General features: G+C 62.4%; 28 protein-coding genes. 22 read left to right on the top strand and 6 right to left on the bottom strand.

The features are described from left to right. Positions 1-35: 35 nt before the first annotated feature. From D1227_RS00250 to D1227_RS00225, 6 genes are read left to right on the top strand one after another with little or no spacing between them, the layout of a single operon-like run. On the top strand, positions 36-1,724 hold the full coding sequence (locus D1227_RS00250; protein ID WP_119377785.1) for a hypothetical protein: 1,689 nt from the start codon (positions 36-38) through the stop codon (positions 1,722-1,724). Next, the gene (locus D1227_RS00245; protein ID WP_119377784.1) at positions 1,724-2,437 is read left to right on the top strand and encodes a flagellar hook-basal body complex protein; all 714 of its coding nucleotides are present in this window, start codon (positions 1,724-1,726) and stop codon (positions 2,435-2,437) included. Before D1227_RS00250 ends, D1227_RS00245 begins: the two co-directional genes overlap by 1 nt. Positions 2,438-2,466: 29 nt before the next feature. After that, on the top strand, positions 2,467-3,252 hold the full coding sequence (gene flgG, locus D1227_RS00240) for a flagellar basal-body rod protein FlgG (RefSeq protein ID WP_119377783.1): 786 nt from the start codon (positions 2,467-2,469) through the stop codon (positions 3,250-3,252). Between the two features lie 3 nt (positions 3,253-3,255). Beyond that, positions 3,256-3,663, top strand: coding sequence for a flagellar basal body P-ring formation chaperone FlgA (gene flgA / locus D1227_RS00235; protein ID WP_119377782.1), 408 nt, complete (start codon positions 3,256-3,258; stop codon positions 3,661-3,663). After that, positions 3,660-4,364 (top strand): flagellar basal body L-ring protein FlgH, encoded by a 705-nt coding sequence (locus D1227_RS00230; RefSeq protein ID WP_233349527.1) that lies wholly within the window; start codon positions 3,660-3,662, stop codon positions 4,362-4,364. Before flgA ends, D1227_RS00230 begins: the two co-directional genes overlap by 4 nt. Positions 4,365-4,376: 12 nt before the next feature. Further along, a complete protein-coding gene (locus D1227_RS00225; protein ID WP_119377780.1) occupies positions 4,377-4,961 on the top strand; it encodes a flagellar basal body-associated FliL family protein in 585 nt (194 codons plus the stop codon). A gap of 96 nt (positions 4,962-5,057) precedes the next feature. On the opposite strand, the gene D1227_RS00220 is transcribed toward D1227_RS00225, so the two are convergent. Both D1227_RS00220 and fliK read right to left on the bottom strand, forming a co-directional pair. Then, complete coding sequence (locus D1227_RS00220; RefSeq protein WP_119377779.1) at positions 5,058-5,735, bottom strand: flagellar hook assembly protein FlgD; 678 nt, start codon at positions 5,733-5,735, stop codon at positions 5,058-5,060. A gap of 12 nt (positions 5,736-5,747) precedes the next feature. After that, positions 5,748-7,385 carry a flagellar hook-length control protein FliK gene (fliK, locus tag D1227_RS00215; RefSeq protein WP_119377778.1) on the bottom strand — a complete coding sequence of 546 codons (1,638 nt, stop codon included), beginning with the start codon at positions 7,383-7,385 and terminating at the stop codon, positions 5,748-5,750. 119 nt (positions 7,386-7,504) lie between these two features. Between fliK and D1227_RS00210 the strand changes: the two genes are divergently transcribed. The 6 genes from D1227_RS00210 to D1227_RS00185 all read left to right on the top strand — a co-directional run bounded on the left by D1227_RS00210 (position 7,505) and on the right by D1227_RS00185 (position 11,305). Then, complete coding sequence (locus tag D1227_RS00210) at positions 7,505-7,843, top strand: hypothetical protein (protein WP_119377777.1); 339 nt, start codon at positions 7,505-7,507, stop codon at positions 7,841-7,843. Beyond that, the gene (locus D1227_RS00205) at positions 7,824-8,204 is read left to right on the top strand and encodes a hypothetical protein (RefSeq protein WP_119377776.1); all 381 of its coding nucleotides are present in this window, start codon (positions 7,824-7,826) and stop codon (positions 8,202-8,204) included. Before D1227_RS00210 ends, D1227_RS00205 begins: the two co-directional genes overlap by 20 nt. 140 nt (positions 8,205-8,344) lie before the next feature. Then, positions 8,345-9,592, top strand: coding sequence for a flagellin (locus tag D1227_RS00200; protein WP_119377775.1), 1,248 nt, complete (start codon positions 8,345-8,347; stop codon positions 9,590-9,592). Positions 9,593-9,654: 62 nt separating this feature from the next. Beyond that, positions 9,655-10,044, top strand: coding sequence for a flagellar biosynthesis regulator FlaF (flaF, locus tag D1227_RS00195; protein WP_119377774.1), 390 nt, complete (start codon positions 9,655-9,657; stop codon positions 10,042-10,044). Further along, a complete protein-coding gene (locus D1227_RS00190; RefSeq protein WP_119377773.1) occupies positions 10,044-10,466 on the top strand; it encodes a flagellar biosynthesis repressor FlbT in 423 nt (140 codons plus the stop codon). The genes flaF and D1227_RS00190 overlap by 1 nt, the downstream gene beginning before the upstream one ends. A 5-nt stretch (positions 10,467-10,471) precedes the next feature. Beyond that, positions 10,472-11,305 (top strand): DUF1217 domain-containing protein, encoded by an 834-nt coding sequence (locus tag D1227_RS00185; protein ID WP_119377772.1) that lies wholly within the window; start codon positions 10,472-10,474, stop codon positions 11,303-11,305. Here the strand turns inward: D1227_RS00185 and fliI are convergent. Further along, positions 11,235-12,623, bottom strand: a complete 1,389-nt coding sequence (gene fliI / locus D1227_RS00180) for a flagellum-specific ATP synthase FliI (RefSeq protein ID WP_119377771.1) — start codon at positions 12,621-12,623, stop codon at positions 11,235-11,237. The two genes, D1227_RS00185 and fliI, sit on opposite strands and share 71 nt — an antisense overlap. An 85-nt stretch (positions 12,624-12,708) precedes the next feature. Here fliI and D1227_RS00175 point away from each other — a divergent pair, with 85 nt between their 5' ends. From D1227_RS00175 to D1227_RS00140, 8 genes are read left to right on the top strand one after another with little or no spacing between them, the layout of a single operon-like run. Then, positions 12,709-13,068 (top strand): FlgB family protein, encoded by a 360-nt coding sequence (locus tag D1227_RS00175; protein WP_233349533.1) that lies wholly within the window; start codon positions 12,709-12,711, stop codon positions 13,066-13,068. 13 nt (positions 13,069-13,081) lie between these two features. Next, positions 13,082-13,465: a flagellar basal body rod C-terminal domain-containing protein gene (locus tag D1227_RS00170; RefSeq protein ID WP_119377769.1), complete on the top strand. Its 384-nt coding sequence runs from the start codon at positions 13,082-13,084 to the stop codon at positions 13,463-13,465. 9 nt (positions 13,466-13,474) lie between these two features. Then, positions 13,475-13,771, top strand: coding sequence for a flagellar hook-basal body complex protein FliE (locus D1227_RS00165; RefSeq protein WP_119377768.1), 297 nt, complete (start codon positions 13,475-13,477; stop codon positions 13,769-13,771). 9 nt (positions 13,772-13,780) lie between these two features. After that, the gene (locus D1227_RS00160) at positions 13,781-14,044 is read left to right on the top strand and encodes a flagellar biosynthetic protein FliQ (RefSeq protein WP_119377767.1); all 264 of its coding nucleotides are present in this window, start codon (positions 13,781-13,783) and stop codon (positions 14,042-14,044) included. 15 nt (positions 14,045-14,059) lie between these two features. After that, positions 14,060-16,138, top strand: coding sequence for a flagellar biosynthesis protein FlhA (locus tag D1227_RS00155; RefSeq protein ID WP_119377766.1), 2,079 nt, complete (start codon positions 14,060-14,062; stop codon positions 16,136-16,138). Beyond that, the gene (locus tag D1227_RS00150; RefSeq protein WP_119377765.1) at positions 16,138-16,893 is read left to right on the top strand and encodes a flagellar biosynthetic protein FliR; all 756 of its coding nucleotides are present in this window, start codon (positions 16,138-16,140) and stop codon (positions 16,891-16,893) included. Before D1227_RS00155 ends, D1227_RS00150 begins: the two co-directional genes overlap by 1 nt. A gap of 9 nt (positions 16,894-16,902) precedes the next feature. Continuing rightward, positions 16,903-17,976: an EscU/YscU/HrcU family type III secretion system export apparatus switch protein gene (locus D1227_RS00145; RefSeq protein ID WP_119377764.1), complete on the top strand. Its 1,074-nt coding sequence runs from the start codon at positions 16,903-16,905 to the stop codon at positions 17,974-17,976. 2 nt (positions 17,977-17,978) lie between these two features. Further along, complete coding sequence (locus D1227_RS00140) at positions 17,979-18,308, top strand: hypothetical protein (protein ID WP_119377763.1); 330 nt, start codon at positions 17,979-17,981, stop codon at positions 18,306-18,308. A gap of 9 nt (positions 18,309-18,317) precedes the next feature. Here D1227_RS00140 and D1227_RS00135 read toward each other — a convergent pair whose 3' ends face one another. Continuing rightward, positions 18,318-19,403 (bottom strand): GGDEF domain-containing protein, encoded by a 1,086-nt coding sequence (locus tag D1227_RS00135; protein ID WP_119377762.1) that lies wholly within the window; start codon positions 19,401-19,403, stop codon positions 18,318-18,320. Between the two features lie 119 nt (positions 19,404-19,522). Further along, positions 19,523-20,602 (bottom strand): GNAT family N-acetyltransferase, encoded by a 1,080-nt coding sequence (locus D1227_RS00130; RefSeq protein WP_119403409.1) that lies wholly within the window; start codon positions 20,600-20,602, stop codon positions 19,523-19,525. A gap of 14 nt (positions 20,603-20,616) precedes the next feature. Here D1227_RS00130 and D1227_RS00125 point away from each other — a divergent pair, with 14 nt between their 5' ends. After that, the gene (locus D1227_RS00125) at positions 20,617-21,420 is read left to right on the top strand and encodes a polysaccharide deacetylase family protein (protein ID WP_158586523.1); all 804 of its coding nucleotides are present in this window, start codon (positions 20,617-20,619) and stop codon (positions 21,418-21,420) included. A gap of 119 nt (positions 21,421-21,539) precedes the next feature. After that, positions 21,540-22,031, top strand: coding sequence for a flavin reductase family protein (locus D1227_RS00120; RefSeq protein WP_119377759.1), 492 nt, complete (start codon positions 21,540-21,542; stop codon positions 22,029-22,031). Positions 22,032-22,040: 9 nt separating this feature from the next. Here the strand turns inward: D1227_RS00120 and D1227_RS00115 are convergent, their stop codons facing one another. Further along, positions 22,041-23,474: an efflux transporter outer membrane subunit gene (locus D1227_RS00115; protein WP_267896329.1), complete on the bottom strand. Its 1,434-nt coding sequence runs from the start codon at positions 23,472-23,474 to the stop codon at positions 22,041-22,043. Positions 23,475-23,560 lie beyond the last annotated feature (86 nt).

Raw genomic sequence — 23,560 nt, 5'->3', positions numbered from 1 at the left:
CCTGTGCCCAGGACTCCGATGGCAGGACAAAAATCGTGGAGCCTGACAGCGAGCTACCCAGCTCGCTTGACCGCTTCGTGAAGAATGCCATCGACGAAGGATTGCTGACGCCATCTGAGCCATCATCGTCGCAGCCTTCATCAACGACAGCGAATACCGCGCAGAACCCGCACGCTCCGATCATCGAAAGGCAGGGGAGCAACCGGGCGCAGGCGGGCGTGTCGCTTCGCCCCAAACAGTCCACCGCCACAAATGTGTGCGCTGAGGAGGACCCGTTCGATTTCACCGAATATCACGAGCTTCGTACATATGATGATCTGCTGGCCTGGCGCAGCACCGCTGAAGCGGCTGAGCCCGAGCAGTTCAAGAACGAGCTCGCACGGGCGTATATCGCCCTCGGCCTCAACGAAGAAGCCCGGCTGCAGCTGAACGGAATCGTTGGCCCGGAAGCATCTGCCCTGCGGCGCCTGGCGGTGCTCATGGAAGATCGTGCCGCGCCTGATCTTGAGTTTTTCCGCCAGCAGGCCGATTGCCCCGACGTGTCAGGCATCTGGTACTCCCTCGCCCTTCTCAAGAAGGACAGGAAAGCCGCAGCCCGGCGCTTCGATGAGCGGATAAACGAGTTCCGCCGGCTTCCTTTCCAGCTACGGGTCGAGATTGCTGCGCGCGCCGTGCCGGCTCTGGATGCTGCTGGCGAGCGTCTGATCGTCGACAAGCTGATGGCCAATTTCAATGAGGAAGATATCGCAGCCTCGTCGCGCCTGAAATTCAACAGAGCGCTCATTAATATGCGAAACGGCGGCGACGCTGCGCGCGATGTGATGCGCAATTACCTGAACAATCCCGAGTTCAGGGAAGAGGCGGCGGCGAGCCTTCTGCGCCATGGTCAGACACTAGAGAAGACAGTCCAGAAGGACGTTGCAGACCGCATGATCGAGAAGATCAGCAGTATTGATTCCACAGGGCCTGTCGCGAGCAGTCTCGATGTGATGCTCAATGACCTGCACGAGGTCGCCGGATACGGGCTGACGCTGCAACTGGCCAGCATGCCGGCAACGCAGCGGCCCGAGGCTCATGACCGCATCGTTTCGCACTTCGTCTCGCTGGCTGAGGACGGCTTGTCCAGTGCCGACACGCTCGAGAATCTTGAAGCGATGGACGCCCTGCTCGCTGCGGCCGATCTGCTCTCGGAACACGACGAACTGGACAATTTGTACACAAATGCCAGCCAGCTGGCGTTGAAGCTGGGGTTCCAGAATCTTGCTGCGACGTTTGCTTCGCGTTCATCCGATCCGGAAGAACTGGTCGAGGCGCGCGCATCCCTGGCCTTCCGCATGGCGGACCATGACGCCCTGAAGTCCTTCACCGACCTTTATCCTGAGAATGCAGAAATCACCCTCCTGGCCGCCCTGAGCGCAGTGAGATCTGGCGACGAAGCCTTGCTGGCCGCTGTGGAGCCGAGGCTGCGGCGCGATGCGAGGACGGTGGTTTCCCTGATCGAGATGGATGCCGCCAGCGGTCGCTGGATTGTGCCCGAATACATTTACGGGACGGCCCGAGCTCTCGGCGACGAAGAACATAAGGCGCGCGTGGAGCGGGTCGAACTGCTGCGTAGCCAGCTTGGCGCCCCGCAACCGTCACCGGAGTACGGCGTCGCCGATATTGGATCGGCCCTGAAGCGAATCCGCACCTCACTCGAACCAGACGAAATGGAGGTTCACTGATGTCGAATGCCGTTTATGCTGCCATCACGCGCCAGACTGGCCTTACGAATGAATTGCAGGTCGTGGCGAACAATCTCGCAAACGCCAGCACGACTGGGTACAAGGCCGACCGCGCCGTGTTCGCTGAGTTCCTCGCAGGCAATGGTGAGGATATCGAACATATTTCGATGGGTGGCCTGGCCGGTCACCAGTTCGACCTGGAGCAGGGCGGCCTCAAATTCACCGGCGGCCAGTTCGATCTTGCGATCCAGGGTGATGGATTTTTCGTCCTCGACACGCCGGATGGTCCGCGACTCACAAGGGCGGGTCATTTCCAGCTTTCCGCGGAGGGCCGGCTCGTTGATGCGCAAGGCAGCCCGGTCCTGAACCCGGCCGGCGGCGCGCTTCTCATTCCCCAGGGCGTGGGCGATGTTTCGATTGCAGGGGACGGCACGATTTCCGCCAATGGCCGCATTCTGGGACAGGTTGGCATCGTGCAGCCGGAAGGCCAGCTTACCCGCGCCGGCAATACGAGTTTCGAAGCCCCGGAAGGTTTTGACCCGGTTGAAGGAGCCCGTGTGGTTCAAGGCGCGCTCGAACAATCGAATGTTTCCCCCGTGCTTGAAGTGGCGCGCATGATCGAAGTGCAGCGCGCCTATGAGGCCGGACAATCAATGATGGACACAGAGGACCAGCGGGTAAGCCGCTTCATCGAAACACTGCGACAACTCTAGGGCTGGACGCCCGCTCGAAGGAGGAACCTATGAAGTCACTACAGATTGCAGCCACCGGGATGGCCGCGCAGCAAATGCGCGTGGATGTCATCTCGAACAATATCGCCAACATGAGTACCGCGGCCTACCGTCCCAGGACGGCTGAGTTTTCCGACCTCATGTACCAGCAATATCTCACGCCCGGGACGATAACCTCGCAGGTGGGGACAGTCGTCCCAGCCGGTATCCAGCTCGGGACTGGCGTGAAGCCCTCCTCCGTTTCCATGGAGATCACACAGGGCTCACTGCGCGAAACCGGCGCTGAACTGGATCTCGCGATCGACGGTACTGGCTTCCTGGAAGTGCGCCTGCCATCGGGCGAGTCAGCCTTCACGCGCGATGGCAACCTGAACCGGAGCGCCGACGGCGAGCTGGTGACCAAGGACGGCTACGCGCTGGCCGACGGGATCATCATTCCAGCCGATGCCCGGCGGATCTCGATCAGCCCTGATGGCGAAGTCGTTGCCTATTTCGAGAACGAGGTTCAGGGCCAGCCAATCGGCAACATCTCGCTGACACGGTTCGTCAACGAGAAAGGCCTGGAGGCCATCGGCGACAACATGTTCCGCGAAACCGAAGCCTCCGGCGCCGCGAACCGGCTAGTGCCCTCTTCAGAAGGGGTCGGCATATTGCGACAGGGCTACATCGAGGATTCCGGTGTTGATGTGGTGAAGGAGATCTCGGACCTCATCGAGGCGCAACGCGGCTATGAGCTGAATTCCAAAGTGATCACCGCGGCTGACGAAATGCTCGCCGCAACGACACGGGTGCGCTAAGCCATGAGTGCCTTCATCAGTCTCGCGGCCAGTGTCGCCGCCATCCTGAACACCTCCGCATCTTTCGTCGCAACAGACGTGATCCGCGCAGGCGAGCAGGTTTCGCCAACCAACATCACCACCGAAGCTGGCGAGGCCGCGCCGGCCGATCATCCAGTCATCGGCCGGGAAGTCCGCCGCACGGTCTATGCGGGCCAGACCGTGTCGATGGACAACACCCAGCCCGCGCGCCTCGTAAGCCGCAACCAGCTGGTCACGATCAAGTACATTCGCGGTGGCCTCGAAATCACCATGACCGGGCGCGCCATGGGCGAAGCCGCGGCCAATCAGGACGTCTCGGTGCTGAACCTCCAGTCGCGTCAGATGGTGCACGGCGTAGTTCAAAAAGACGGATGGGTGCTGGCACAATGAAACACATTTCCACGATCGGCCTTGCCGCAATCGCCCTGGCTGGATGCGCGTCCGGTGGCAGCCAGCAGGCTGCCGTGATGCCGCCGCCGCCAGCAGCCATGCCGGTGATCACACAGCCGCAGCAACCGGAGTCCTATCGCGACAAGAACTCGCTCTGGACCACCTCGCCCACCGCCCTGCTCGGCATGCGCCGGGCCAAAGCGATCGGTGACCTGCTGACCGTTGTTGTTGAAATGGACGACCAGGCCAGCCTGCAGAGCTCCCTGTCGCGCTCGCGCGATGCCAATAATGAGGCAAGTATCGACGCCCTGTTCGGCCTGCCGAACCTTGCCGGCGCCGCGCTACCGAATGGCGCAACCTTGTCGCCGGGTATCGACTATGGCCGCAGCTCATCGCTCAACGGGGCCGGGACGATCAACCGCGCCGAGAAGGTTGCCTTCACGCTGGCGGCCCGGGTTGTTGGGGTCGAGCCGAATGGAAACCTTGTCATCCAGGGCTACCAGCAGACCCGGGTGTCGAACGAAGTTCGTGTCCTGACAGTGTCCGGCGTTATCCGTTCGCAGGATATTACTCGTACAAATACAGTGTCTTATGAGAAGATCGCGGATGCGCAGCTGGCTTATGTCAGCAGCGGGGAAGCGACAGCACCCGTCGAACGGCGTGCGGGCACCAAAGTGCTCGACGCCATTATCCCATTCTGAGGTAGATCCACCATGATGAAGCTCATCGCCCCGGCCCTGATAGCCGGCATTTTCGGCGCCGCAGGCGGGGCGGCGGCCGTCTACCTGAAGTCCGGGTCATCCGACGCCGCGCACACGGTGCCAGCGGACAAGAGCGGTGGGGACCATGGCGGGAGCGATGATGGTCACGGCGCCAAAGGCGGCGACCATGGAGAGACCGCCAAGAAGGACAAGAAGGATAGCCACGGTGCCAGTTCCGGCGGGGGCGGGCATGGGGGAGGCGATACCTCCGGCGCCCCTACCTATTACAAGTTCAGCCGGGAATTTGTCGTTCCGATCATCGAGGATGACCGGGTGAAAAGCCTTGTCATCCTGAACCTCAACCTGCAGATCGACACGGCCTCCTCGCAGAGCCTGTTCTCGCAGGAGCCAGCGCTGCGCGACAACATCATGACGACGCTGATCACGCTGAGTGCGGATGACGAGATCTTCAATTCGCTCAACAGTATCGAGCATTATGAAACGATCCGTTCCATGATCCTGAACAATTTGCAGAATTCATTTTCGACCGGGATCGAGAACGTCCTGATCCTCGACATGGCGCGGCAGGACCTCTGAGGAGACAGAAGGTCTGGCGACAGTCTGATTTCCGTCTATTTTCAGTACAATTCCAGTCTGATTCCAGTATAATTCCGGTCTGGAAGCGGCCCGGGCCTATTCGGCCTTGCGAACTGCCGACATATCGGCGGACACGCGCGAGGTTGTACCGACCCGCATTGTTCCATTCTCGCTGGCGACGTCGGTCACTTCCGTGAAAATGCGCGGCGCAACCGTTCCGAGATACTGGCCGTCCTGGTAAAGCGAGATGCCGAATTCGAACAGCGTGTCGGTGGCCGGTTTCTGGCCGGTCAGGGTCTCCCCGTTCCAGCTGTGAGCAGCCTTCGACATGTCGAGATCCTGGCTCCACACCGCTTCGCCATCGGTATCCACAACGGCGAGGACGGCCTTGTCGACGCCATCGGGGAGGTCGAACTCGAAATCGACCGCATCGCCGGAATAGGGCACCCAGGATGTTTCGACCGACACGCGCTGGCCCAGCCATTCGCTGGCGAGCATGGAGTGGAGATCGCCGATCATGGTCGCAATGCTCTCAAGGCTCTTATTGCCGACGACCTGCTGCTCGAGATTGGAGAAAGTCGCGAGCTGCTCGACGAACTGGGTCGAATCCATTGGCGAGAGCGGATCCTGGTTGCGGACCTGGGCGGTCAGCAGCTGGATGAAGCTCATGAATTCCTCGCCGAAGCGCTCGGGCGAGACGACGGGCTCCTTGGCGACGCCCGACTGCTGCTGGCTGGTCGCCTGCGTATTGCTGGCTGCTGATACGGTGCTCATGGGGCCGACTTTCTAAAGCTTGATGTCCAGGCCCGCAGCGATTGTCCGGGCGCGGTTGGGAAGGTTTGCAGCGGTCAGGGTCTGGGCCACCAGCTCATCCTCGGCAAAGGAAAGGGGCCCGCCTGCGAGGCGGCCGGAAGGCTGCTGGTCCTGCTGCGAGGAATTCTGGCGGAAGGTCATGTCCTGCGATGACAGGCCGTGCTGTTCCAGCGCCTGCGCCAGCTGGAAGTGCAGCTGGCGGAGCTGGCGCATGGCTTCGGGCGTATCGCCCGTCACGGTGATGTGCTGCAGGCCCTGTTGTGCGTCGAATTTGAAATCGATCGAGACGCGGCCGAGTTCCGGCGGGTCGAGCTGCACGGTAATCCGGTCGCTGCCATCCGTCCCGGCGAGCTTGGCCCGGACGATATCGACCACTTCAGGCGGCGTGGCGATCATCGCCGCGTTTGTCTGCATGCCCTGAAGGACGATGCCATTGGCGACATTGATCGCAGGTCCTGGTGCGCCGGCTGCAGGCTGGGCAACGGAGAAGAGCGATTCAGGCTTGCCCGTCGTATCGGACAGGGCGTGCTGGCCGAGCATCTCTTCCGGCGGTGTCATGGCCGCCGGTGACATGATACCTGTCAGGGTGTCGGCATGGCGCTCGCCAGCGGGATGGACGAGCTTATCCTTGCCCTGTTCGACGCCGCGCACGGGTTGCGGTGCGGCGTGCTGAACCGCGGCTGCTTGCGCACTGGCTTGCGGCGGTGTGCCTCGGCTGGCGTCTTTCTGGATGGCTGCGGCGGCGACCGGCGATGCGGCCGCGGCGGCCGTTTCATTGGTCAAGGGGCCACTGGAGGGGCGATCGGCGTAAGGAAGAGTGGCGGCCCGGTCCGGCTGTTGGCCGCGGTCAGCGGCGGCTTGCTGCTCGCCCTTGCTGGAGGCTCCGGCGGACACGTCGTTAGCCGGCGCTTCGGCATCAGCGACGGGGGATGCGACAGGGGCTGGCTTGGCATCTGTTCCGGACGCAGCTGACGCGGCCGGCGACGCGACCTGACTGTCAGCTGGCGCGCGGGCGCCTTCCTGAACGTGGTCGGCTGGTGCCATCGTCTGCGCGGGCTCAATCGCCTGCGCGGCTTCAGATGGCTTGTCCGGGGACACAAGCGGGGTGCCGGACTGTGGCGTGTGATTCGCCTTTGTCTCTTTTGATCCGTCGCCCTCGTCAGCGGACCCTTCAGCCTGCGCGGCCGTTGCCGGGGCTGACACAGCTGCAACAGCCGTTTCGGCCTGCGCACCGGCTTCATCGCGATCGCCCGTCTCGGACGGTGTGTCCTCCAGGTCGGCGGAAGCGGCCGCAGCCGCATCCTCAGCTTCAGCTTTCACGGTTTCTTCGGGAGACGCAGCGCCGTCTGATTTGCCTGTCTGTGCAGCGTCCTCAATGGCGCCAGCATCGCCTTCAACCCAGTTGAGATCGCTCGATGCCGCCTTGCCGGAGCTGGCCTGCTCGCCTGCCGGCGCCATCCCGGTCGTAGCTTTTTCGGGGGCCGGCCCATCCGGATCCATCATGGATTTGCGGAACGCGTCGCCTTGCTGGGCGGGGGCATTTGGGGGGCGGCTCGGCCTTGAGATGAGGTCGATCAGACCTTGCATCTTGGTGTGTACGCTATTCGCCATTTCTCATCCTGAGTTAGGGCTCTCTTAACCGAAGCTGCCGCACGTCGAGTAAAATATGCCTTAACGCGGCGCTCTTTTCTGGCGGCCTCCGGCGGGCACAGCAGACTCTGGTTGGATACATGGCTGACTTTATAAATTCAGTGGCAGTGCAATCAGGCGCCGGGCCGGCGGCCGGCGAAAGGCCGAAACCGGTCCCTGCCGACGAGCGCTCGGAACTCGGCATCCGGTTCGAGAAGATGCTTTGGGCCGAGATGCTGCGCCATACCGGCCTTGAAAAGGCGATGACGCAATCAGGCGGCCAGTCTGCGGCGGCCTTCACACAGTTCATGATCGAATCAATTGCCGAGGACATCGCCCGGCGCAGCCCGCTCGGGCTCGACCCGGTCGGGTCCAGGGCAGGGCAGACTTATGCAGCATTGAATACGGAGGCAGCAGTCGATGCAGGCGAACGTGATTGAGGATGCCATCGGAACGCTTGAAACCGTTCTTGTGCATGAGCGCGAGCTGCTGATGCGCGGCCAGGCGCGTGAGACTGCCGCTCTGGTCGGCGAGAAGATGTCGGCCCTGCAAGTCTTCGATGATGTTGTGCTTAACCGCGCCGCGACGGGTCTTCAGGACGGCCATCGCCGGCGTGTCGAGGCGATCATCGCGCTTGCCAAGGAGAATGCCGAACACTTCAAGGCTGTGCGCAATGGCGTTCGCAATGCCATCGACCGGATCGGCGCACGTACAGAAAACGCATATGTCGGCGCTTACAATGCGACGGGCGGCCAGACGCCTTTCCGAAACGCAACCGGCGGTTATCTGAAGAAAGTTTAGTTGGTTAACTCCTTGTACACTTGCCTCAACTATTCAGCGATGAACCAAGAAGGGTTCCCGGGGCTGTCCCGCTGTCAGGATGACATGAGTTTAAACAATTCAGCCGGCAACGTGTCCGGGCTGGCAATAAGGAAAAACTGATGTCCAGTATTATCACCAACAATAGCGCAATGGTTGCACTCGAGACCCTGCGCGGCATTAACCGCAATCTCGAGGCTGTCCAATCCGAAATCTCGACCGGCAAGAAAGTCGCGTCGGCAAAAGACAACGCAGCCATCTGGGCCATCTCGACGGTCATGTCGACCGACGTGGAAAGCTTCAAGCAGATTTCCGACTCGCTGAACCTCGGCTCGTCCACCGTTGGCGTTGCCCGTAAGGCTGCCGAGTCCGTCACGAGCCTCGTCCAGGACGTCAAGTCGCTGATCGTGTCCGCTCAGGAACAGAACGTCGACCGTTCGAAAATCCAGACCGACATCGACGCCAAGGTTGCCCAGATCCAGTCCGTGGTCGGCGCTGCCCAGTTCTCGGGCCTGAACCTCGTTGACGGTTCCAGCACGGCTGACGTCTCGATCCTGGCTTCGCTCGACCGTTCGTCTTCCGGCACGGTTTCGGCGTCCTATATCGACATCGCCCGTCAGGATCTCTCGATCTCGAACACGGCAACCGGTGCCACCTTCGGCTCTACCGGCGTTACCGACACCTCGATCATCAACAATGGCGGCACGGCTGCCGGTACGTCCGACACGGTCGCCGACACGGCGTCCCAGGACATCACGATCGCCAGCGTCGCTGACGGCAATTCCTACCGCGTCATCCTTGACGACTCCGGTACGACCAACAGCGTTGGCCAGCGCACCTTCGAATACGTTGCCGGTACCACCGACAGCGCGAACTCGGTTGCTGCCAACCTCGCCAACCAGATGCAGACCTTCCTGGATGCAACCGGCGACAGCAACTACACGGTGTCCTACGCTGACGATGTCATCACGGTCCAGAACGACTCTGGCGGCGTGCTGACCATCACGGCTGAATCTGCAACGGGCGGTACGGCCGGCACCAGCGCAGGCGGCCTCGGCAACCTGTCCAGCATCGACGTCACGACCGACGCCGGCGCAACGTCCGCTCTGACCTCGATCGAAAGCCTGCTCGACACCGCCATCGACGCGGCCGCTGCTTTCGGTTCGGCCCAGAGCCGTATCGCTGACCAATCGGAATTCGTTTCGACCCTGATCGACTCCCTGACCTCGGGTGTCGGCGGCCTGACGGACTCCGACATTGAAGCGGCCTCTGCAAAGCTGCAGGCCCTTCAGGTCCAACAACAGCTCGGCGTGCAGGCGCTGTCGATTGCCAACTCGGCACCGCAGTCGCTCCTGTCGCTCTTCCGGTAGTATGACAATGGGCCCGGGCGCTTCTGGCGCCCGGGTCTCTTTTTGAGTCGAAGTGAGTGGAAATGCAGCAACTGGCACACAAGGCGTACGGCGAAGTTACAAACCGCACGGCAAGCGACAAGCAAGTCGAATACGCCCTGTTCAGCGAGATCACTCAGGCGCTCCAGAAAATTTCACAGACTGACGATCCGGCCCCCTCCGAGTGGGCCGATGCCATTGACCGGAACCTCCAGCTCTGGACGGTTCTCTCGACCGACCTGGCAAGCCCGGAAAACCAGCTCAACGAAGACCTCAAGCGCGGCCTGATCGTGCTTGCAGAGTCCGTTCGCCGCATCAGTTATCGCGTGCTGGCTGGATCCGATGAGCTCGCCGATCTGGTCGATATCAATCAGACAATCATGCTGGGCCTGGAGGCCCAAGCAAATGCAACCCAGGAGGAGAATGCAGCCTGATGTCCGGTCTCGTGCTTAAACTTGCAGCGGGTGAACGCGTTGTGATCAACGGCGCCACGCTCGAAAATGGTGACAAACCCTGCAGCCTGCGGATCACCGATGGTGATGCGCGCGTGCTTCGCTGCCGCGACGCCCTAAGGCCCGAAGAGGTCGATACGCCCGTCAAGCAGGTCTACTACGCCATCCAGCTCCTCATCACGGGCGACCTGAAGGAAGACAACGTCCTTCCGGCCCTGCAGAAGGAGTGCGACGCGCTGGCAGACGCCTTCTCGACGATTGATGCCCGCCTCATCCCGTCGCTCTGCGACATGATCGGCCGCGGCAACTACTATTCCGCGCTGTGCCACCTGAAGCAGGTCATCGCCCTTGAGGCGGAACTCCTGCACCACAGCGAACTGATGATGCACCGCAAGGTCGCCTGAGGCCGATGTACCAGCCGGCCATACCCCTGACCGGTTACGGCGGCTGGAAGCTGCTGCAGGCAACCTATGACCGCCAGTTCGAAGGCTTCACGAAAAGCTCGACGGTCGCCAATGACCGCTCCTACTTCCTCGAGAAGTTCTCCAAGCCTGTTGAACTGGAGGACTTCCTGTCCGACAAGCGCCTGCTGCGTATCTCGCTGACGGCGTTCGATCTTGGCGGCGAGGAGTGGAAGGGCGGCTTCATCCGCAAGGTCATGGAAGAGGCGGCCGACCCGGCCAGCACCTTCCTGCAGCGGCTGAACAATCCCGACTACACGAACTTCTCCAAGGCCTTCAAACTGTTCGGCACCAAGCTCGCGCTGACCAGCGATGAATCCGAAGCGCTTGCCGACCAGTTCGAGAGCGCGGCCTTCCGCGAAGCGGTCGGCGAGGTCAATCAGAGCATGCGCCTCAGCCTGAACTATGAAAACAGGATCGAGAGCATCGCCGGGACCTCCTCCAGCGAGCAATCGAAGCTCTACCGCCTGCTCGGCAATGTGCCGATGCGCACGGTGATGGAAACCGCGCTCGGCCTGCCCAAGGATTTCACCAAGCTAGATATCGACCGGCAGGCGGAGATCCTGAAGGAACAGCTGCAGTCGAAGATCGGCATCACCGATGTCTCGCAGCTGGCCGAGCCGGAAAAGATCGACAAGGTCATCCAGCGCTTCCACGCCATGGAATCCATCAATAACGGTCCGTCAGCGACGACGCCGGGCTATGCGGCCCTTACCCTCCTGGGCGGGTCAGGATTTGGCGCCCAGGCGAGTGAGAACCTGTTTCTGAGCCTGATCCGCTAGGCGCAGGCTCCGGCTTTCCGGCGTTCAGCAGGCTCTTCATCAGGTCGAAGGCGAGCGGGATGTCGCCGTCATTCTTCAGCGAAACGAAGCCGTCGAGATGCGGAAAGAGATCGATGGCGCGGTCGCCCTGCGCATCGTGGCCGCGTTCATAGAGATTGGCCCGCAGCATCGGCGCGATCTCCTCATAGAGCGACAGGTAGCGCCTGTAGTCGCGCAGCAGGGCATTCTCATCGTCCGTCGCCGCGCCCGGCAGGGAGCGCGACACGCTGCGCAATATGTCGATGGCCGGGTAGCGGCCGCGGTCGGCGATGCGCCGGTCCATGATGATGTGCCCGTCGAGGATGCCGCGCACCATGTCCGCGACCGGCTCTTCCATGTCGGAGCCCGCCACCAGCACCGAAAAGATCGCCGTGATGTCGCCCTGCGCATCCGTGCCGGGGCCGGCCCGTTCGGCCAGCTCGGCGATGGTGCGCACCGTCGATGGCGGGAAGGCGTTGAGTGCAGGCGTTTCGCCGGCCGTCAGCGCGGTCTCGCGATGGGCTTCGGCAAAGCGCGTGATCGAGTCGAACAGCAGCAGGACCTGGTGGCCTTCGTCGCGGAAATGTTCGGCCGCCGCCATGGCGCAATAGGCGGCGCGTTTCTTTGCGCCGGGCGGCTCGCTCGCCGTCGCCGCGACAATCACGGTGCGCTCGCGCGCCTCGGGGGTGAGCGTGCGGTTGAAGAACTCGCCGACCTCGCGTGAGCGCTCGCCGATCAGGCCGACGACGACCCGGTCAGCCTGCAGCCCGCAAGCGAGCCCGCCCAGGAAGGTCGACTTGCCGATGCCGGAGCCGGCAAACAGGCCGAGCCGCTGGCCGCGGCAGATCGGAAGCACGGTATCGGTGATCATCCAGCCCGTATTCAGGCGCTCGCCAAGGCCCTTTCGCGCATGGGCGGACGGTGCGGCGGCATGCAGGCGCCGGCTCTTCAGGCCGGGCGGGGGCAGGGGCTGGTCGTCGCCGACCACTTCGCCGCGATAATTGACGATCCGTCCAAGCCAGTGATCGCCCGGCGTGACCCGCGCATCGCGCTCGATATTGACCCGGTCACCGATGCGGATCGCATCTGAATCGCGAAAAAGCAGGGCGGTTGCCCGATTGTCGCTTACATTCAGGATTTCGCCATGCACCGGCCCGTCCGGCGTCATCAGCGACACTTCATTGCCGATGCCCGCCGACTGGCTGATGCCCGCAATGCGGATGATGCCCGGCGACACGTCCGTTACTGTCCCCCAAAGCTGGAACAGGCTGTCTCTGGTCTGTGACGTCAAATGCAACACGTAAACAAATCCCGCAGATTCATTAACTTTTTGTTCAAATTAGACAGGCAGTTTTTCCAAACAGTTAACCAGGATGATTCCGGCCGTGATTTCGAATCTCGACATCTTCAAAGTCTACAGCGCAATGGCCCGGCACTCCGCCGAAAGCCAGAAAGTGGCGGCGACGAACATCGCGCATGCCGACGAGCCCGGCTACAAGGCGAGCGAGATTGAATCCTTCCAGGATTATCTCACGCGCACCAGCTCGACCGAGGCTGCGGGCGGCGAGGCGACCCGGTTCAAGACGTTCGACGTCGAGACCGGCGCATCGCCCAACGGCAACACCGTGAATATCGAGCAGGAAGTGTTCAAGGCTGTCGACGCCGTCGGCCAGCACGAGCTTGCGCTGACCGTTTACACCAAGTCACTCGACCTGCTGCGCGCCGCGCTCGGCCGGAAGATCTAGAGAGGGCTGAACCATGAATCCACTCAGGGCTACAATGATGCAGGCGCTCGCCGGCATGGACCTGCAGACCAAGCGTCTCGATGTGACCTCGCAGAACATCTCGAACGTGGATACGCCCGGCTACAAGCGGAAATTCCTCGTCCTCGACGAGCTTTCGACCGGCGCCGACGCCTTCCGGGCCGCGCGTGTCGAACTTGACCAGTCCGAGGGCGAAACCCGCCTCGACCCGACCCACCCGATGGCCGACGAGAATGGATATATCGAGATGTCCAACGTCCAGGTCGTCACCGAAATGGCCGACATGCGCGAAGCCAACCGCAGCTATGAGGCCAACCTCAACTCATTCCAGCAGGCCCGGTCGATGTACCGCTCCCTGCTCGACATTCTCAGACGCTAGGAGGGCTAGATGGCTGATGTCAGTTTCAGTGCTTACGCCGCACTGAATTCCGTCAAATCGGCGCAGACCAAAGCGGCCGCGCCGCAGCAGGACGCCGGAAAGAACGAGGTCGCCGAGACCTTCGCCAACTTCAAGGACGCCGTGCAGGGCGCCGAGAAGGCGGCCATCGATACGGCCGTCTCCGGCGCCGATCCGCACGCCATGGTGGAAGCCCTGGCGAATGCCGAACTTGTCCTCGATGCCGCGGTGACGATCCGCGACAAGGTGGTCGAGGCCTATCAGGAACTCCTGCGGATGCCGGTCTGACGGGGCGGCATGACTGAACTTGCCATCTTCGAGGTTCTCAGGAGTGCGCTCTGGGCGGCGGTGCTGATGAGCCTGCCGATCCTGTCGGTCACGCTGGTGCTCGGTTTCGTGGTCGGCCTGTTGCAGGCGCTGACCTCGATCCAGGAAATGACGCTGACCTTCGTGCCGAAGATCTTCGCGGTGGTCGTCGTCCTGTTCCTGACGCTCGGCTACATGACGCGCATCGCGCTCGACCTGTTCAACAATTCCATCCTGCCGCTGGTCGGCAGCTAGGGCCAAGGGCGCACCATGCCGAAGAGCAAACTCTTTGATCTGTCAAAGCCGACCGCGTTTCTCGCCATCGGCCTGATGCTGATCATCCTGGTGATGGTGCTGCCCGTTCCGGCCTGGGTCATGGATATCGGCCTGACCATATCCTTCGCCTTCGCCATCCTGATCTTCACGACCTCGATCTTCATCGAGAAGCCGCTCGACTTCTCATCCTTTCCCAGCGTGCTGCTGGCCTCGCTGATCCTGAGGCTGGCGCTCAACGTGTCATCGACCAAGCTGATCATCAGCGAAGGCCATACCGGCACCGATGCGGCCGGCGGGGTCATCGAGGGCTTCGCCATGTTCATCATGGGCGGCAATCTGTTTGTCGGCCTCGTCGTGTTCGGCGTGCTGGTGATCGTGAACTTCATGGTCATTACCAAGGGTGCAGGCCGGATGGCGGAAGTCGGGGCGCGCTTTGCCCTCGACGCGATGCCCGGCAAACAGCTCGCCATCGACAGTGACCTTGCCGTCGGCGCGATCAGCCACGAAGAAGCCAAGCAGCGCCGCCAGAAGGAACAGGAAGAAGCCGCCTTCCTCGGCTCGCTGGACGGTGCGTCGAAATTCGTGAAGGGTGACGCGATTGCGGGTCTGCTGATCACCGCGCTGAACCTTGTGGCCGGGATCGGCTTCGGCATGTTCAGCCACCAGCTCTCCTTCACCGAGGCGCTGAACAACTATTCCATCCTGACCGTCGGTGACGGCCTGGTCTCGCAGATCCCGTCGGTGATCGTTTCGGTGTCGGCCGCGATGCTGCTGTCCAAGGGCCGCGACGATGGCGCGATCGACGAGGCGCTCGGCAAGCAGCTCGCCGGTAATGCGACGGCGCTGATGATCGTTGCGGGCATCCTGGCGGCCTTCGCCCTGCTGCCTGGCCTGCCCTTTGTGCCTTTCATGCTCGCCGCCGGCGGGTTTGGTGCGGCGTCCTGGATGATCCGCCAGCATGCCGACGCCAAGGCCAATGAAGCCGAAGAGCCGGAAGAGGCCGAAACACCCAAGGCTGCCCAGATCGGCGATGCCATCTATGCCGATGAAATCCACCTGGAAGTCGCCCCGGACCTGGTCAGCATGGCCCTGCAGGGGGCCGGCGGCTTCGAGAGCCGGATCGAGAAGATCCGCCGCTATATCGCCGAGGAATATGGCTTCGTCCTGCCCTCGATCCGCATGACAGACAATCCGACGCTGAAGAAGAACGACTACCGGATCCGCATCCAGGGGGTGAAGGTCGATGGCGGTACGCTGCGCCCCGGCTCGGTGCTGGCGCTGATGGAAGACAGCCAGCTGCCGCATCTCTCCGGCGAGAAGGTGAAGGAGCCGGTCTACAAGGCCGATGCCCGCTGGCTGCCCAACAGCAAGAAGCAGGAACTGGCCGCCGCCGGTGTGCCCGCCATCGAGGCGACCGAAGTGCTCGCCACGCACATGCTGGAAGTCATCCAGAACAATTTCTCGCTGGTCTTCACCCGTATGGTGATGCTCGACACGCTCGACGCGCTGACCCGGATCAGCGACAGCGAGCGCGCCGCCGCCAACCAGCGCTTCCTCGACGAATACATCCCGGGCAAGGTCTCGCCGGAACTCCTGCTCAGCGTGCTGCGCCTTCTGCTCGAGGAGCGCGTCGCCATCCGCAACCTGTTCCTGATCATCGAGACCGTGGCCGAGGTAAAATCGCAGTCGAACAATCCCCAGCGCATCGTGGAGATGGTCCGCCAGCGCCTTGGCTTCCAGATCGTCGACCGCCTGCAGGACACGCAGGGGCGCCTGCCGCTGCTGCAGCTCGGCGCCAACTGGGAGCAGCGCTTTGCCGAGCATGAGATCAACCGCGATGACGGCCATTCCGACATCGCCCTGCCGCCGGAACTGTTCGGTGAGCTGACCAATTCGGTGCAGTCCAAGCTCAACGAAGCCGCGCAGAAGGGCGTCGTCGCTGCGGTCGCGACCTCCTCGCGCCGGCGCCGCTTCCTGCAGACCGTGCTGGCCAGCAAGGGCATCCGCAATTCGGTGCTCGCCTATGAAGAGATCGGGTCGAAGAGCAAGCCGTACATTGTCGGCGTGGTCTGATGCCAGATAGCGGCTATCTCACCGCTGAATTCACCGCCTGGATCGCGCTTTTCATGACGATCGTCGCGCGGCTGGGCTTTGTTGTCTTCCTGATGCCGGGCATTGGCGAGCAGGTCGTGCCGATGCGGGCGCGCGTGGCTGTGCTGCTGGCCATATCGACCGCCTTTGCCGCTGCCGGTGTTATCCCGCGCCCGCAGCTGGACGGCTTTTCGGACTATTTCAGCCTGCTGTTCAGCGAAGCCATTATCGGCCTCTTCCTCGGGGTCGCGCTGCGCCTGTCGATCTGGATGCTGTCAATTGCCGGGACCATCATCGCGCAGGTCATCGGCCTGTCGCAGATGCTGGGCATCGCGCTGGAGACCGAGGCGCAGACGCTGACCGCCAACATGCTGTCCATGGCCGGGACGGCGCTGCTGCTGTCGGCCGACTACCATCTCAGCGTGTTTGCGAGGCTGGCCGAGATGTATGCCGAGATACCGGCCGGGGCGCTGTCCGGGATCGACGTGACATTCCTCATCAACAGCAGCTTCAACGCGTTCAATTTCGCGATCCTGCTCGCCTGGCCATTCGTTGCGATCAACCTGCTATACAACATCTGCCTGGGCTTCATAAACAAGGCGCTGCCTTCGCTGATGGTCGCCTTTGTCGGCGCGCCCTTCATGATCGGGGCGGGTCTCATCCTGCTCACAATCTCGCTTGTCACCATGCTCACGGTCTGGATGGAACGTGTGCCCGGACTTGTCGGCTGGCTGTAGGGGGAGGCGATGGCCGAAGACAACGAACAGAGCGGTGAAAAGGAGTTTGAGGCCACCGAGCAGCGCCTGCGCGAGGCGCGCCGGGAAGGGGATGTGCCGCAGTCCAAGGAGGCCAATGCCTTCGCGCTGCTCGCCGGGATCATCCTGGCAGCCTTCGCCTACAGCGCGACCTTCGCCAATGATGCCTTCTCCAAGATGTCATCGCTGTTCTATCATGCCGACAGCTACTCCAATGACATTTTCGCTGGCGGCGGACAGGCTGCGCAGGGCTGGCTCATCGGCGTGCTGATGAGCTTCGCGCCGCTTTTCATCCTGGTCTTCGCCTTCATTCTTGCCGCGCTTGTCGTACAGCGGGCGATTGCCTTCTCGGCCAAGAAGATCAAGCCGGATATGAAGAAGCTGATGCCCGCCGAGAACCTGAAGAAGAAATACGGCCCCAAGGGCCTGCTCGACTTCCTCAAGGACACCGCGAAGATGCTGTTCGCGGGACTGATCGCGGCCATCTTCCTCTGGCATTTCGTGCAGAGCTATTACGGCTCAAGCGCCGTGCAGAAGGGCCAGATGTTCGAGTTCACCTTCGCGCAGGTGATGCTGCTCTTCACCCTGTTTGCCGCGTTCTATTTCGTGCTCGCCGCTATCGACCTGCCGCTCCAGAAGCAGCTCCATGCCAACCGGCTGAAAATGACCCGCGAAGAAATCAAGAAGGAGGTCAAGCAGTCCGAAGGCGACCCGCAGCTCAAGCAGCAGCGCCGCGAGAAGGCGACCAAGATCTCCCGCAGCGAGATGCTCGGCAATGTGAAGGATGCCACGGTCGTCATGGTCAACCCGGAACACTATGCCGTTGCTCTGAAATGGGACCCGGACGACAGCCGCGCGCCGATCTGTGTCGCCAAGGGCGTCGACCATCTCGCCGCCAAGATCCGCGAGATCGCGCTGGACAACAACATCCCGATCCACCGCGATCCGCCCGCGACACGCTCGATCTACCGCCTTGTCGAGATTGACGAGGAAATCCATCCTGAACACTTCGCCGCCGTCGCCGCCGCGATCAGCTTCGCCGAACGCCTCAAGGAGCATTTGTGAGCATGGCCGGGCCCCAGGCTGACAGGACGCTGAAGAAGCTGGTGTCGCTGAAACGCCAGCGGGCCGAGCAGGTTCATGCACTCGCCATCGCCGAACTGCGCGCCGAGGAGCGCCGGCTGGCGGCACTTGAAGCCGAGATGTCCGCGCTGGATCCTGGACAGGGCGATTATGCCGATTTCGTGCTGGCCATGAAATTTGGCCGCGCGGCCTTCCTGAAGAAGCAGGCCGATGCGGTGCGTGAGGTGATCGGGCGCAAGAAACAGGCGCTGCAGGAGGCGCGCGAGGCGCTGAAGAAGGCAATCCATTCCGAAGGCCAGCTCGCCTCCGGTTAAGCCCCCGGCCTAGGCCGCAGCCTGTGTGAGGCCGTCAGCCTGGACCTGGTTCCGGCCAAGGTCCTTGGCGAGATAGAGCTTGCGGTCAGCCTGCTCGACAAAGGTCTTGGCATCGACACCCGGACGGTAGCTCGCAATGCCGAAGGAACAGGTGATCTGGCCGAGCCCCTGGCGGGACTGTTTGAAGATCAGGTTCGTCTTGGCGAATTGCTGGCGGATCTTGTCGATCAGGTTGAAGGCGCTGCGTACATCGGTGCGCGGCAGGATGATGGCGAATTCCTCACCGCCATAGCGCGCAACCATGTCCTGGCCCTTGATGTTTTCGCTGACGATCGTGGCGAAGACTTTCAGCACTTCATCGCCCACCCTGTGGCCGTAAGTATCGTTCACTTTCTTGAAGTGGTCGATGTCGGCCAGCGCCAGGCAAAGCTGGCTGTTATCCTCCGAACTTGAATTCAGTTCCGCGGCGAGGCGGGCATCGAAGGCCCTGCGATTGGCGATACCGGTCAGCGGGTCGCGCATGCTTTGGCTGCGGACTTCCTCAAGCTCCCGGTTGAGCTGTTCGATCTGGCGCTGCGACTGGCGAAGGCCGTCATTCAGCGCCTGGCTCTGTTCGGCCATCCGGCGGTTTTCCACCATCAGGCTTTGAAGGATGGTGTCGATATGGTCGGCCGTGACCGATTGCGGCAGGTCTTCCTCGATCTTGTCGAGGACTTCGGCGAAGCTCTCATTGTCGCTGACGCTCTTCTGGATCATGGTGAGCACGGCGGAGAGCTGCGTCTCGAATTGCCGGCCGATATTCTGCTGCGCAGCCTGTGCGTCGGAGTCCGACAGGTGAGTCTTGCAGACCTCGTCGATTTCGTAGGCGCTGAGAGCGCCGCCGCGCTCCAGCATCTCCTCGACGGTCGAGACCAGTTTCTCGTTCGAGCGCGAGACATAAGCGTACCAGAGGGCGTAGGTGCTGGGATAGGGCGGTGTTTCGTACCGGTCTATCATCTGGAAGGCCTGACCGGCCAGATCGTATACGTCCTTGTGAGACTTGCGTACGCCCGTCTCCTCTCCGGCCCCCACAGCCTTTTTGCTTTTCGCGTCCATGACCAAGTCTCCGCCCCGAAAAATCAATAGCTTGAGCTTATGAGTGAAGACCTTCGATATTTGGTTAACAAAAGACACTTGCCGTGCCGGAAAGTCACGCGATTGCGGGACAGAATGTCTCAGGCGCCGAGACGGCCTACGATGGAGACCCGCTCCAGCTTTCTCGCCAGCTTTGCCGACAGCGGGCCAAGCCGCTGCCGGCGGGCTTCGCGACGGCTGCTCCAGGCGTGAAAGCCGGCGACCAGTTTCTGCGGTGCGCCGACAGCAACCGCCCCGGCACGCACTGGGGCTGCGTAGCTGGCCATCTGCCGTTTGTACTGCACATTGCCGAGGCCGAGATGAAACTCGCGAATGCCCTGGCTTGCGGCCCACTCGGCGAGGCTGAACAGCATGGCATGGCCCGGCTTGCTCTCCGAGAAGGCTTTTTCATAACCGGGGAACCAGTAGTGGAGCACCGATTGCGATCGCATGCAGAAGCAGGCCGCAGCGAAGTCTCCGCCGATTTTCATGATCGAGAAGACGCCGCTCACATCGCCGGTGGACGATCCGGCGAGCCGGCGCAGCAGCGCTTCGGGCCAGCCGAGCGAGAACACGTCGAAATGTCCGGCGCTGGCATAGCCGTCCTGCTTCAGCTCGATCAGCCGGCGGAAGGCGGTTTCGTCGAACGTGTCATGGGTGATCTGAACCTCACCGCTGTCGAGCAGTTTCTCGATCTTGCGGTGGGTGCGGCGGAATGAGCTGCTGGCCTCGTAGCGTTCGGCAAGATAGCCTGCATACCCGCCGGTGAGGTCCATGACCTGATTGCCTTCGCCTGCGGCGCCGGCGAGCCCATGGCGGGCCTGCTGGTAGGGAACCGCAGAGAAGGCATAGCCGCCGAGCCCGCACTGGCGCAGCGTGGCCGGCAGGTCGATGCTTGTGTTCGGCGCTGCGATCACTCCGTGCAGATCCCCGAGCAGGCCATCGGGCGCACGGCCCGTGCCGATCATGTCGCGCCGGAAGGGCAGGAAGGCGAGGGGCGCACCCGCCTCGGTGACCCTGATCACCTCGACCCCCGGATAGACGCTGTCCAGCGCCGTGAGGTAATCGAGCGAGAAGTAGGGGCTCGCCAGGGCGTCGTCCTGCGCGCGCATGGATGTCCAGGCGGCCCTGTCATCGGCGGACAGCGCGGCGATCGGCAGACATGTCGCGGTTTTTCTCATGACTGGCGAAGAACTTGCATGGCCCGGGGCAACTCCATGTCCCCAGGAGGCAATATGACTGCTCTCGGTTACTATTTACAAAAGCCGGTCCAGAAAATTCGCGAAGCTGCGCCGCGTTTGTCGCGACTGACAAGCGGCTGCTGCCGCGTGGACGCCATGTCTCGATCTGTTTCGACGACTTCCCGAAGTCCGCGGTGACCGAGGCTCTGCCGGCGCTGACCCGCCGCGGCTGGAAGGCGACCTGGTATGCCGCTGGCGGCATGATGGGCACAGACCATCACATTCACGGACGCATGTTCGACGCGGGCGACCTGCAGCGCCTCAAGCGCGAGAAGCACGATATTGGCTGCCATACGTTCAGCCATATGGACTGCGCGCCAGCGAGCGACGAGGCAGTGCTGCGCGACCTTGGCCGCAACCACGCCTTCTTCCGCAAGCACCACCTGCCGCGCGCGAAGAGCTTTGCCTTTCCCTATGGCCGTCTGGATGTCTCGGCCAAGCGTCTCCTGATGCGGCGGATGCCGGCCCTGCGCGGTGTGCGCCCCGGCGTTCACAATGACGCCGCCGATCTCGGCCTGCTCAAGGCGACCGGCATCGAAGACCATAATGGCGGCACGGCGCTCGCGCTGGACCAGCTTGCCAGCATGAAGGGCGATCGCGACTGGCTGATCATCTTCACCCACGATATCGCCGACAATCCAAGCCGCTGGGGCTGCACGCCGCGGGCTTTCGAGCAGCTGCTGGATGCCATCGAGGCGTCGGGCGCAGACGTCGTGCCCGTTTCCGGCATGCTCGAGCGGATGAAGCGCGCACGCTGACGCCGGCTGGGGCACTCATGGGCTTCAAGACAGTGAATTGCGGCTTTTCGCTCGAAATCCGGCAAATCGTGAATAAGTTCTAGCAAGACCCTCAAAGATCGCCTGGAGCGAAACCTTTCATGACGAATGACAGCCAGTCATTCCGGGCCGCCATGGCCCAACTCGGCTCAGCTGTGTGCATCCTGTCGACCGGCGGCCCCGCCGGGCGCTACGGCATCACGGCCTCGGCTGTGACCGCGGTGTCGGACGATCCGCCCTCGCTGATCGTGTGCGTGAACCGCAATTCCGGCGCGAACGCCGCGATCAAGACCAATGGCCGGTTGTGCGTGAACGTCCTGTCCTGCGACCAGGAAACCGTCAGTGCGGCGTTCTCAAATCCGTCCGTTGTCCCGGCCAGGCGCTTCGATACGGGCGAGTGGCAGGACAGCCCCATTGGCAATCCCGTGCTTGCGGAAACGGCGGCCTATTTCGATTGCGAGGTCGACAAGGCGGTCGAATACGGCACCCACACGGTCTTCTTCTGCAAGGCGCTCGACATTTCGGTCAGCCAGGCGACCACCTGCCTGATCTATCAGGGGCGCGCCTACCACAAGATCGAAGGGTTCGGCTGAGGCCAGGACCTAGCCGCCGAAGGCACGATACACCGTGACCCGCCGGCGCAGCGCCTCATGCCGGGCCTGCACTTCGGCATCGCTCGCCGACAGGGTCTGGCGCTGGGCATCGATCAGGCTGAGCAGGCTGTCGGCGCCTTCCTGGTAGCGAAGCTCGACAAGGTCGAGCGCCCGCTCGGCCGATCCCAGCGCCTTGACCCGCAGCGCGGCCTCCTCGACCGCGAAATTATAGGCTTCCAGTGCCGCATCCGTTTCCGTGAGGGCCTGGATGACGGCGCCTTCGAAACTGGCTTCGGCGGCCCTGGCTTCGGCTTCGGCCTGCTCGATCTGGGCGCGTGTCAGCGGCAGGTTGAAGATGCCCCAGCTGAGACGCGGGCCGAAACTGTAACCGAGCGCTTCGTCGGAAAAGAGGTTGCCGGGTTCATTGGCGGTGAATGCGGCCTGTCCGGACAGGGTCAGGCGGGGGTAGAGGTCGGCCATTTCCGCGCCCACGACATAGTTCGCTGCGGCAAGCTGGCGCTCGGCCGCGCGGATATCGGGCCGGCGGCGCAACAGGTCGACAGGGGCAGCGATGGCAATCGGCTGGAATGCCTCGACCGGCGGCAGCCTGTCGGTCTGATAGGATTCGAGGTCCGGATAGGTGGTGAGGAAATCCGGTACGGTCTTGCCCGTCAGCCGCGCCAGCCCGGCCAGCGTTTCGGACCGCGCGGACTTCAGCGCGACGATGCCTGCGCGGGTCGATTCCACCAGATTGCTCTGGCGTTCGACATCCATGTCGGCGATCTCGCCGGCATCCCTGAGCTGGCGTGTCAGGTCGAGTACCTCCTCCTGGCGCGCGAGGCTTTCAGTGTTCACGCTGATCCGGGCATCGAGTTCGCGAAGGGTGAGATAAGTCGTCGCAGTCTGCGCGGTAACGGCCCGCGCGACGTCGGCTGCAACCGCCTCGCGCCCGCCAAGCGCCGCCTCGGCCTGGCCGATACTGTTGGCGATGCGGCCGAACAGGTCCGCTTCCCAGCTCGCATCGGCACCAGCCGAATACTGGGTCTGGGCTGTGAACTCGAAAGGCAGGTCCGCGCCAAAGGTACCGCTGGATTGCTTCTGCCGGGTAACGCTGCCGGACAGCTGTCCCATCGGGAACCGGCTCGCGCGTGCTGCATTTACAGCAGCACGGGCCGCTTCGATATTGGCATTCGCCTCCATGAGATCGAGATTGCTGCTGGCCGCATCCTCGACCAGGCGCGTCATGTGGGCGTCGTTGAAGGCCTGCCACCAGTCGGCTTCTGCAACCGCACCGGGTGCCAGCACATCGCTCTCTCCGGCGATCCATGCGTCCTGATAGGTGTCGAGAGCGGGTGGCTCATAGTCCGGCCCGACGGACAGGCAGCCTGTCATCGTTAAAGCGCATAAAGCAAAGATTGATACTTTTGTGGGATGGAAGGTCATCAAAACGGGTCTGCTGGCAAAACGGGTCGGTGGCACCATGTACAATCATAGAGGGTGAGGTCCAGTCGGATATTTGCCCCAGGGTG

It is taken from the genome of Henriciella mobilis (assembly GCF_003576315.1).
Taxonomy (GTDB): Bacteria; Pseudomonadota; Alphaproteobacteria; order Caulobacterales; family Hyphomonadaceae; genus Henriciella; species Henriciella mobilis.
This window is presented reverse-complemented; position numbering and strand designations above follow the sequence as displayed.

Bases quoted from the DNA above. Each gene is read 5' to 3' on its own strand.
- D1227_RS00245 (WP_119377784.1), top strand. From the start codon at position 1,724: ATGTCGAATGCCGTTTATGCTGCCATCACGCGCCAGACTGGCCTTACG.
- flgG (WP_119377783.1), top strand. From the start codon at position 2,467: ATGAAGTCACTACAGATTGCAGCCACCGGGATGGCCGCGCAGCAAATG.
- flgA (WP_119377782.1), top strand. From the start codon at position 3,256: ATGAGTGCCTTCATCAGTCTCGCGGCCAGTGTCGCCGCCATCCTGAAC.
- D1227_RS00230 (WP_233349527.1), top strand. From the start codon at position 3,660: ATGAAACACATTTCCACGATCGGCCTTGCCGCAATCGCCCTGGCTGGA.
- D1227_RS00225 (WP_119377780.1), top strand. From the start codon at position 4,377: ATGATGAAGCTCATCGCCCCGGCCCTGATAGCCGGCATTTTCGGCGCC.
- D1227_RS00220 (WP_119377779.1), bottom strand. From the start codon at position 5,735: ATGAGCACCGTATCAGCAGCCAGCAATACGCAGGCGACCAGCCAGCAG.
- fliK (WP_119377778.1), bottom strand. From the start codon at position 7,385: ATGGCGAATAGCGTACACACCAAGATGCAAGGTCTGATCGACCTCATC.
- D1227_RS00210 (WP_119377777.1), top strand. From the start codon at position 7,505: ATGGCTGACTTTATAAATTCAGTGGCAGTGCAATCAGGCGCCGGGCCG.
- D1227_RS00205 (WP_119377776.1), top strand. From the start codon at position 7,824: ATGCAGGCGAACGTGATTGAGGATGCCATCGGAACGCTTGAAACCGTT.
- D1227_RS00200 (WP_119377775.1), top strand. From the start codon at position 8,345: ATGTCCAGTATTATCACCAACAATAGCGCAATGGTTGCACTCGAGACC.
- flaF (WP_119377774.1), top strand. From the start codon at position 9,655: ATGCAGCAACTGGCACACAAGGCGTACGGCGAAGTTACAAACCGCACG.
- D1227_RS00190 (WP_119377773.1), top strand. From the start codon at position 10,044: ATGTCCGGTCTCGTGCTTAAACTTGCAGCGGGTGAACGCGTTGTGATC.
- D1227_RS00185 (WP_119377772.1), top strand. From the start codon at position 10,472: ATGTACCAGCCGGCCATACCCCTGACCGGTTACGGCGGCTGGAAGCTG.
- D1227_RS00170 (WP_119377769.1), top strand. From the start codon at position 13,082: ATGAATCCACTCAGGGCTACAATGATGCAGGCGCTCGCCGGCATGGAC.
- D1227_RS00165 (WP_119377768.1), top strand. From the start codon at position 13,475: ATGGCTGATGTCAGTTTCAGTGCTTACGCCGCACTGAATTCCGTCAAA.
- D1227_RS00160 (WP_119377767.1), top strand. From the start codon at position 13,781: ATGACTGAACTTGCCATCTTCGAGGTTCTCAGGAGTGCGCTCTGGGCG.
- D1227_RS00155 (WP_119377766.1), top strand. From the start codon at position 14,060: ATGCCGAAGAGCAAACTCTTTGATCTGTCAAAGCCGACCGCGTTTCTC.
- D1227_RS00150 (WP_119377765.1), top strand. From the start codon at position 16,138: ATGCCAGATAGCGGCTATCTCACCGCTGAATTCACCGCCTGGATCGCG.
- D1227_RS00145 (WP_119377764.1), top strand. From the start codon at position 16,903: ATGGCCGAAGACAACGAACAGAGCGGTGAAAAGGAGTTTGAGGCCACC.
- D1227_RS00140 (WP_119377763.1), top strand. From the start codon at position 17,979: ATGGCCGGGCCCCAGGCTGACAGGACGCTGAAGAAGCTGGTGTCGCTG.
- D1227_RS00135 (WP_119377762.1), bottom strand. From the start codon at position 19,403: ATGGACGCGAAAAGCAAAAAGGCTGTGGGGGCCGGAGAGGAGACGGGC.
- D1227_RS00130 (WP_119403409.1), bottom strand. From the start codon at position 20,602: ATGAGAAAAACCGCGACATGTCTGCCGATCGCCGCGCTGTCCGCCGAT.
- D1227_RS00120 (WP_119377759.1), top strand. From the start codon at position 21,540: ATGACGAATGACAGCCAGTCATTCCGGGCCGCCATGGCCCAACTCGGC.
- D1227_RS00115 (WP_267896329.1), bottom strand. From the start codon at position 23,474: ATGACCTTCCATCCCACAAAAGTATCAATCTTTGCTTTATGCGCTTTA.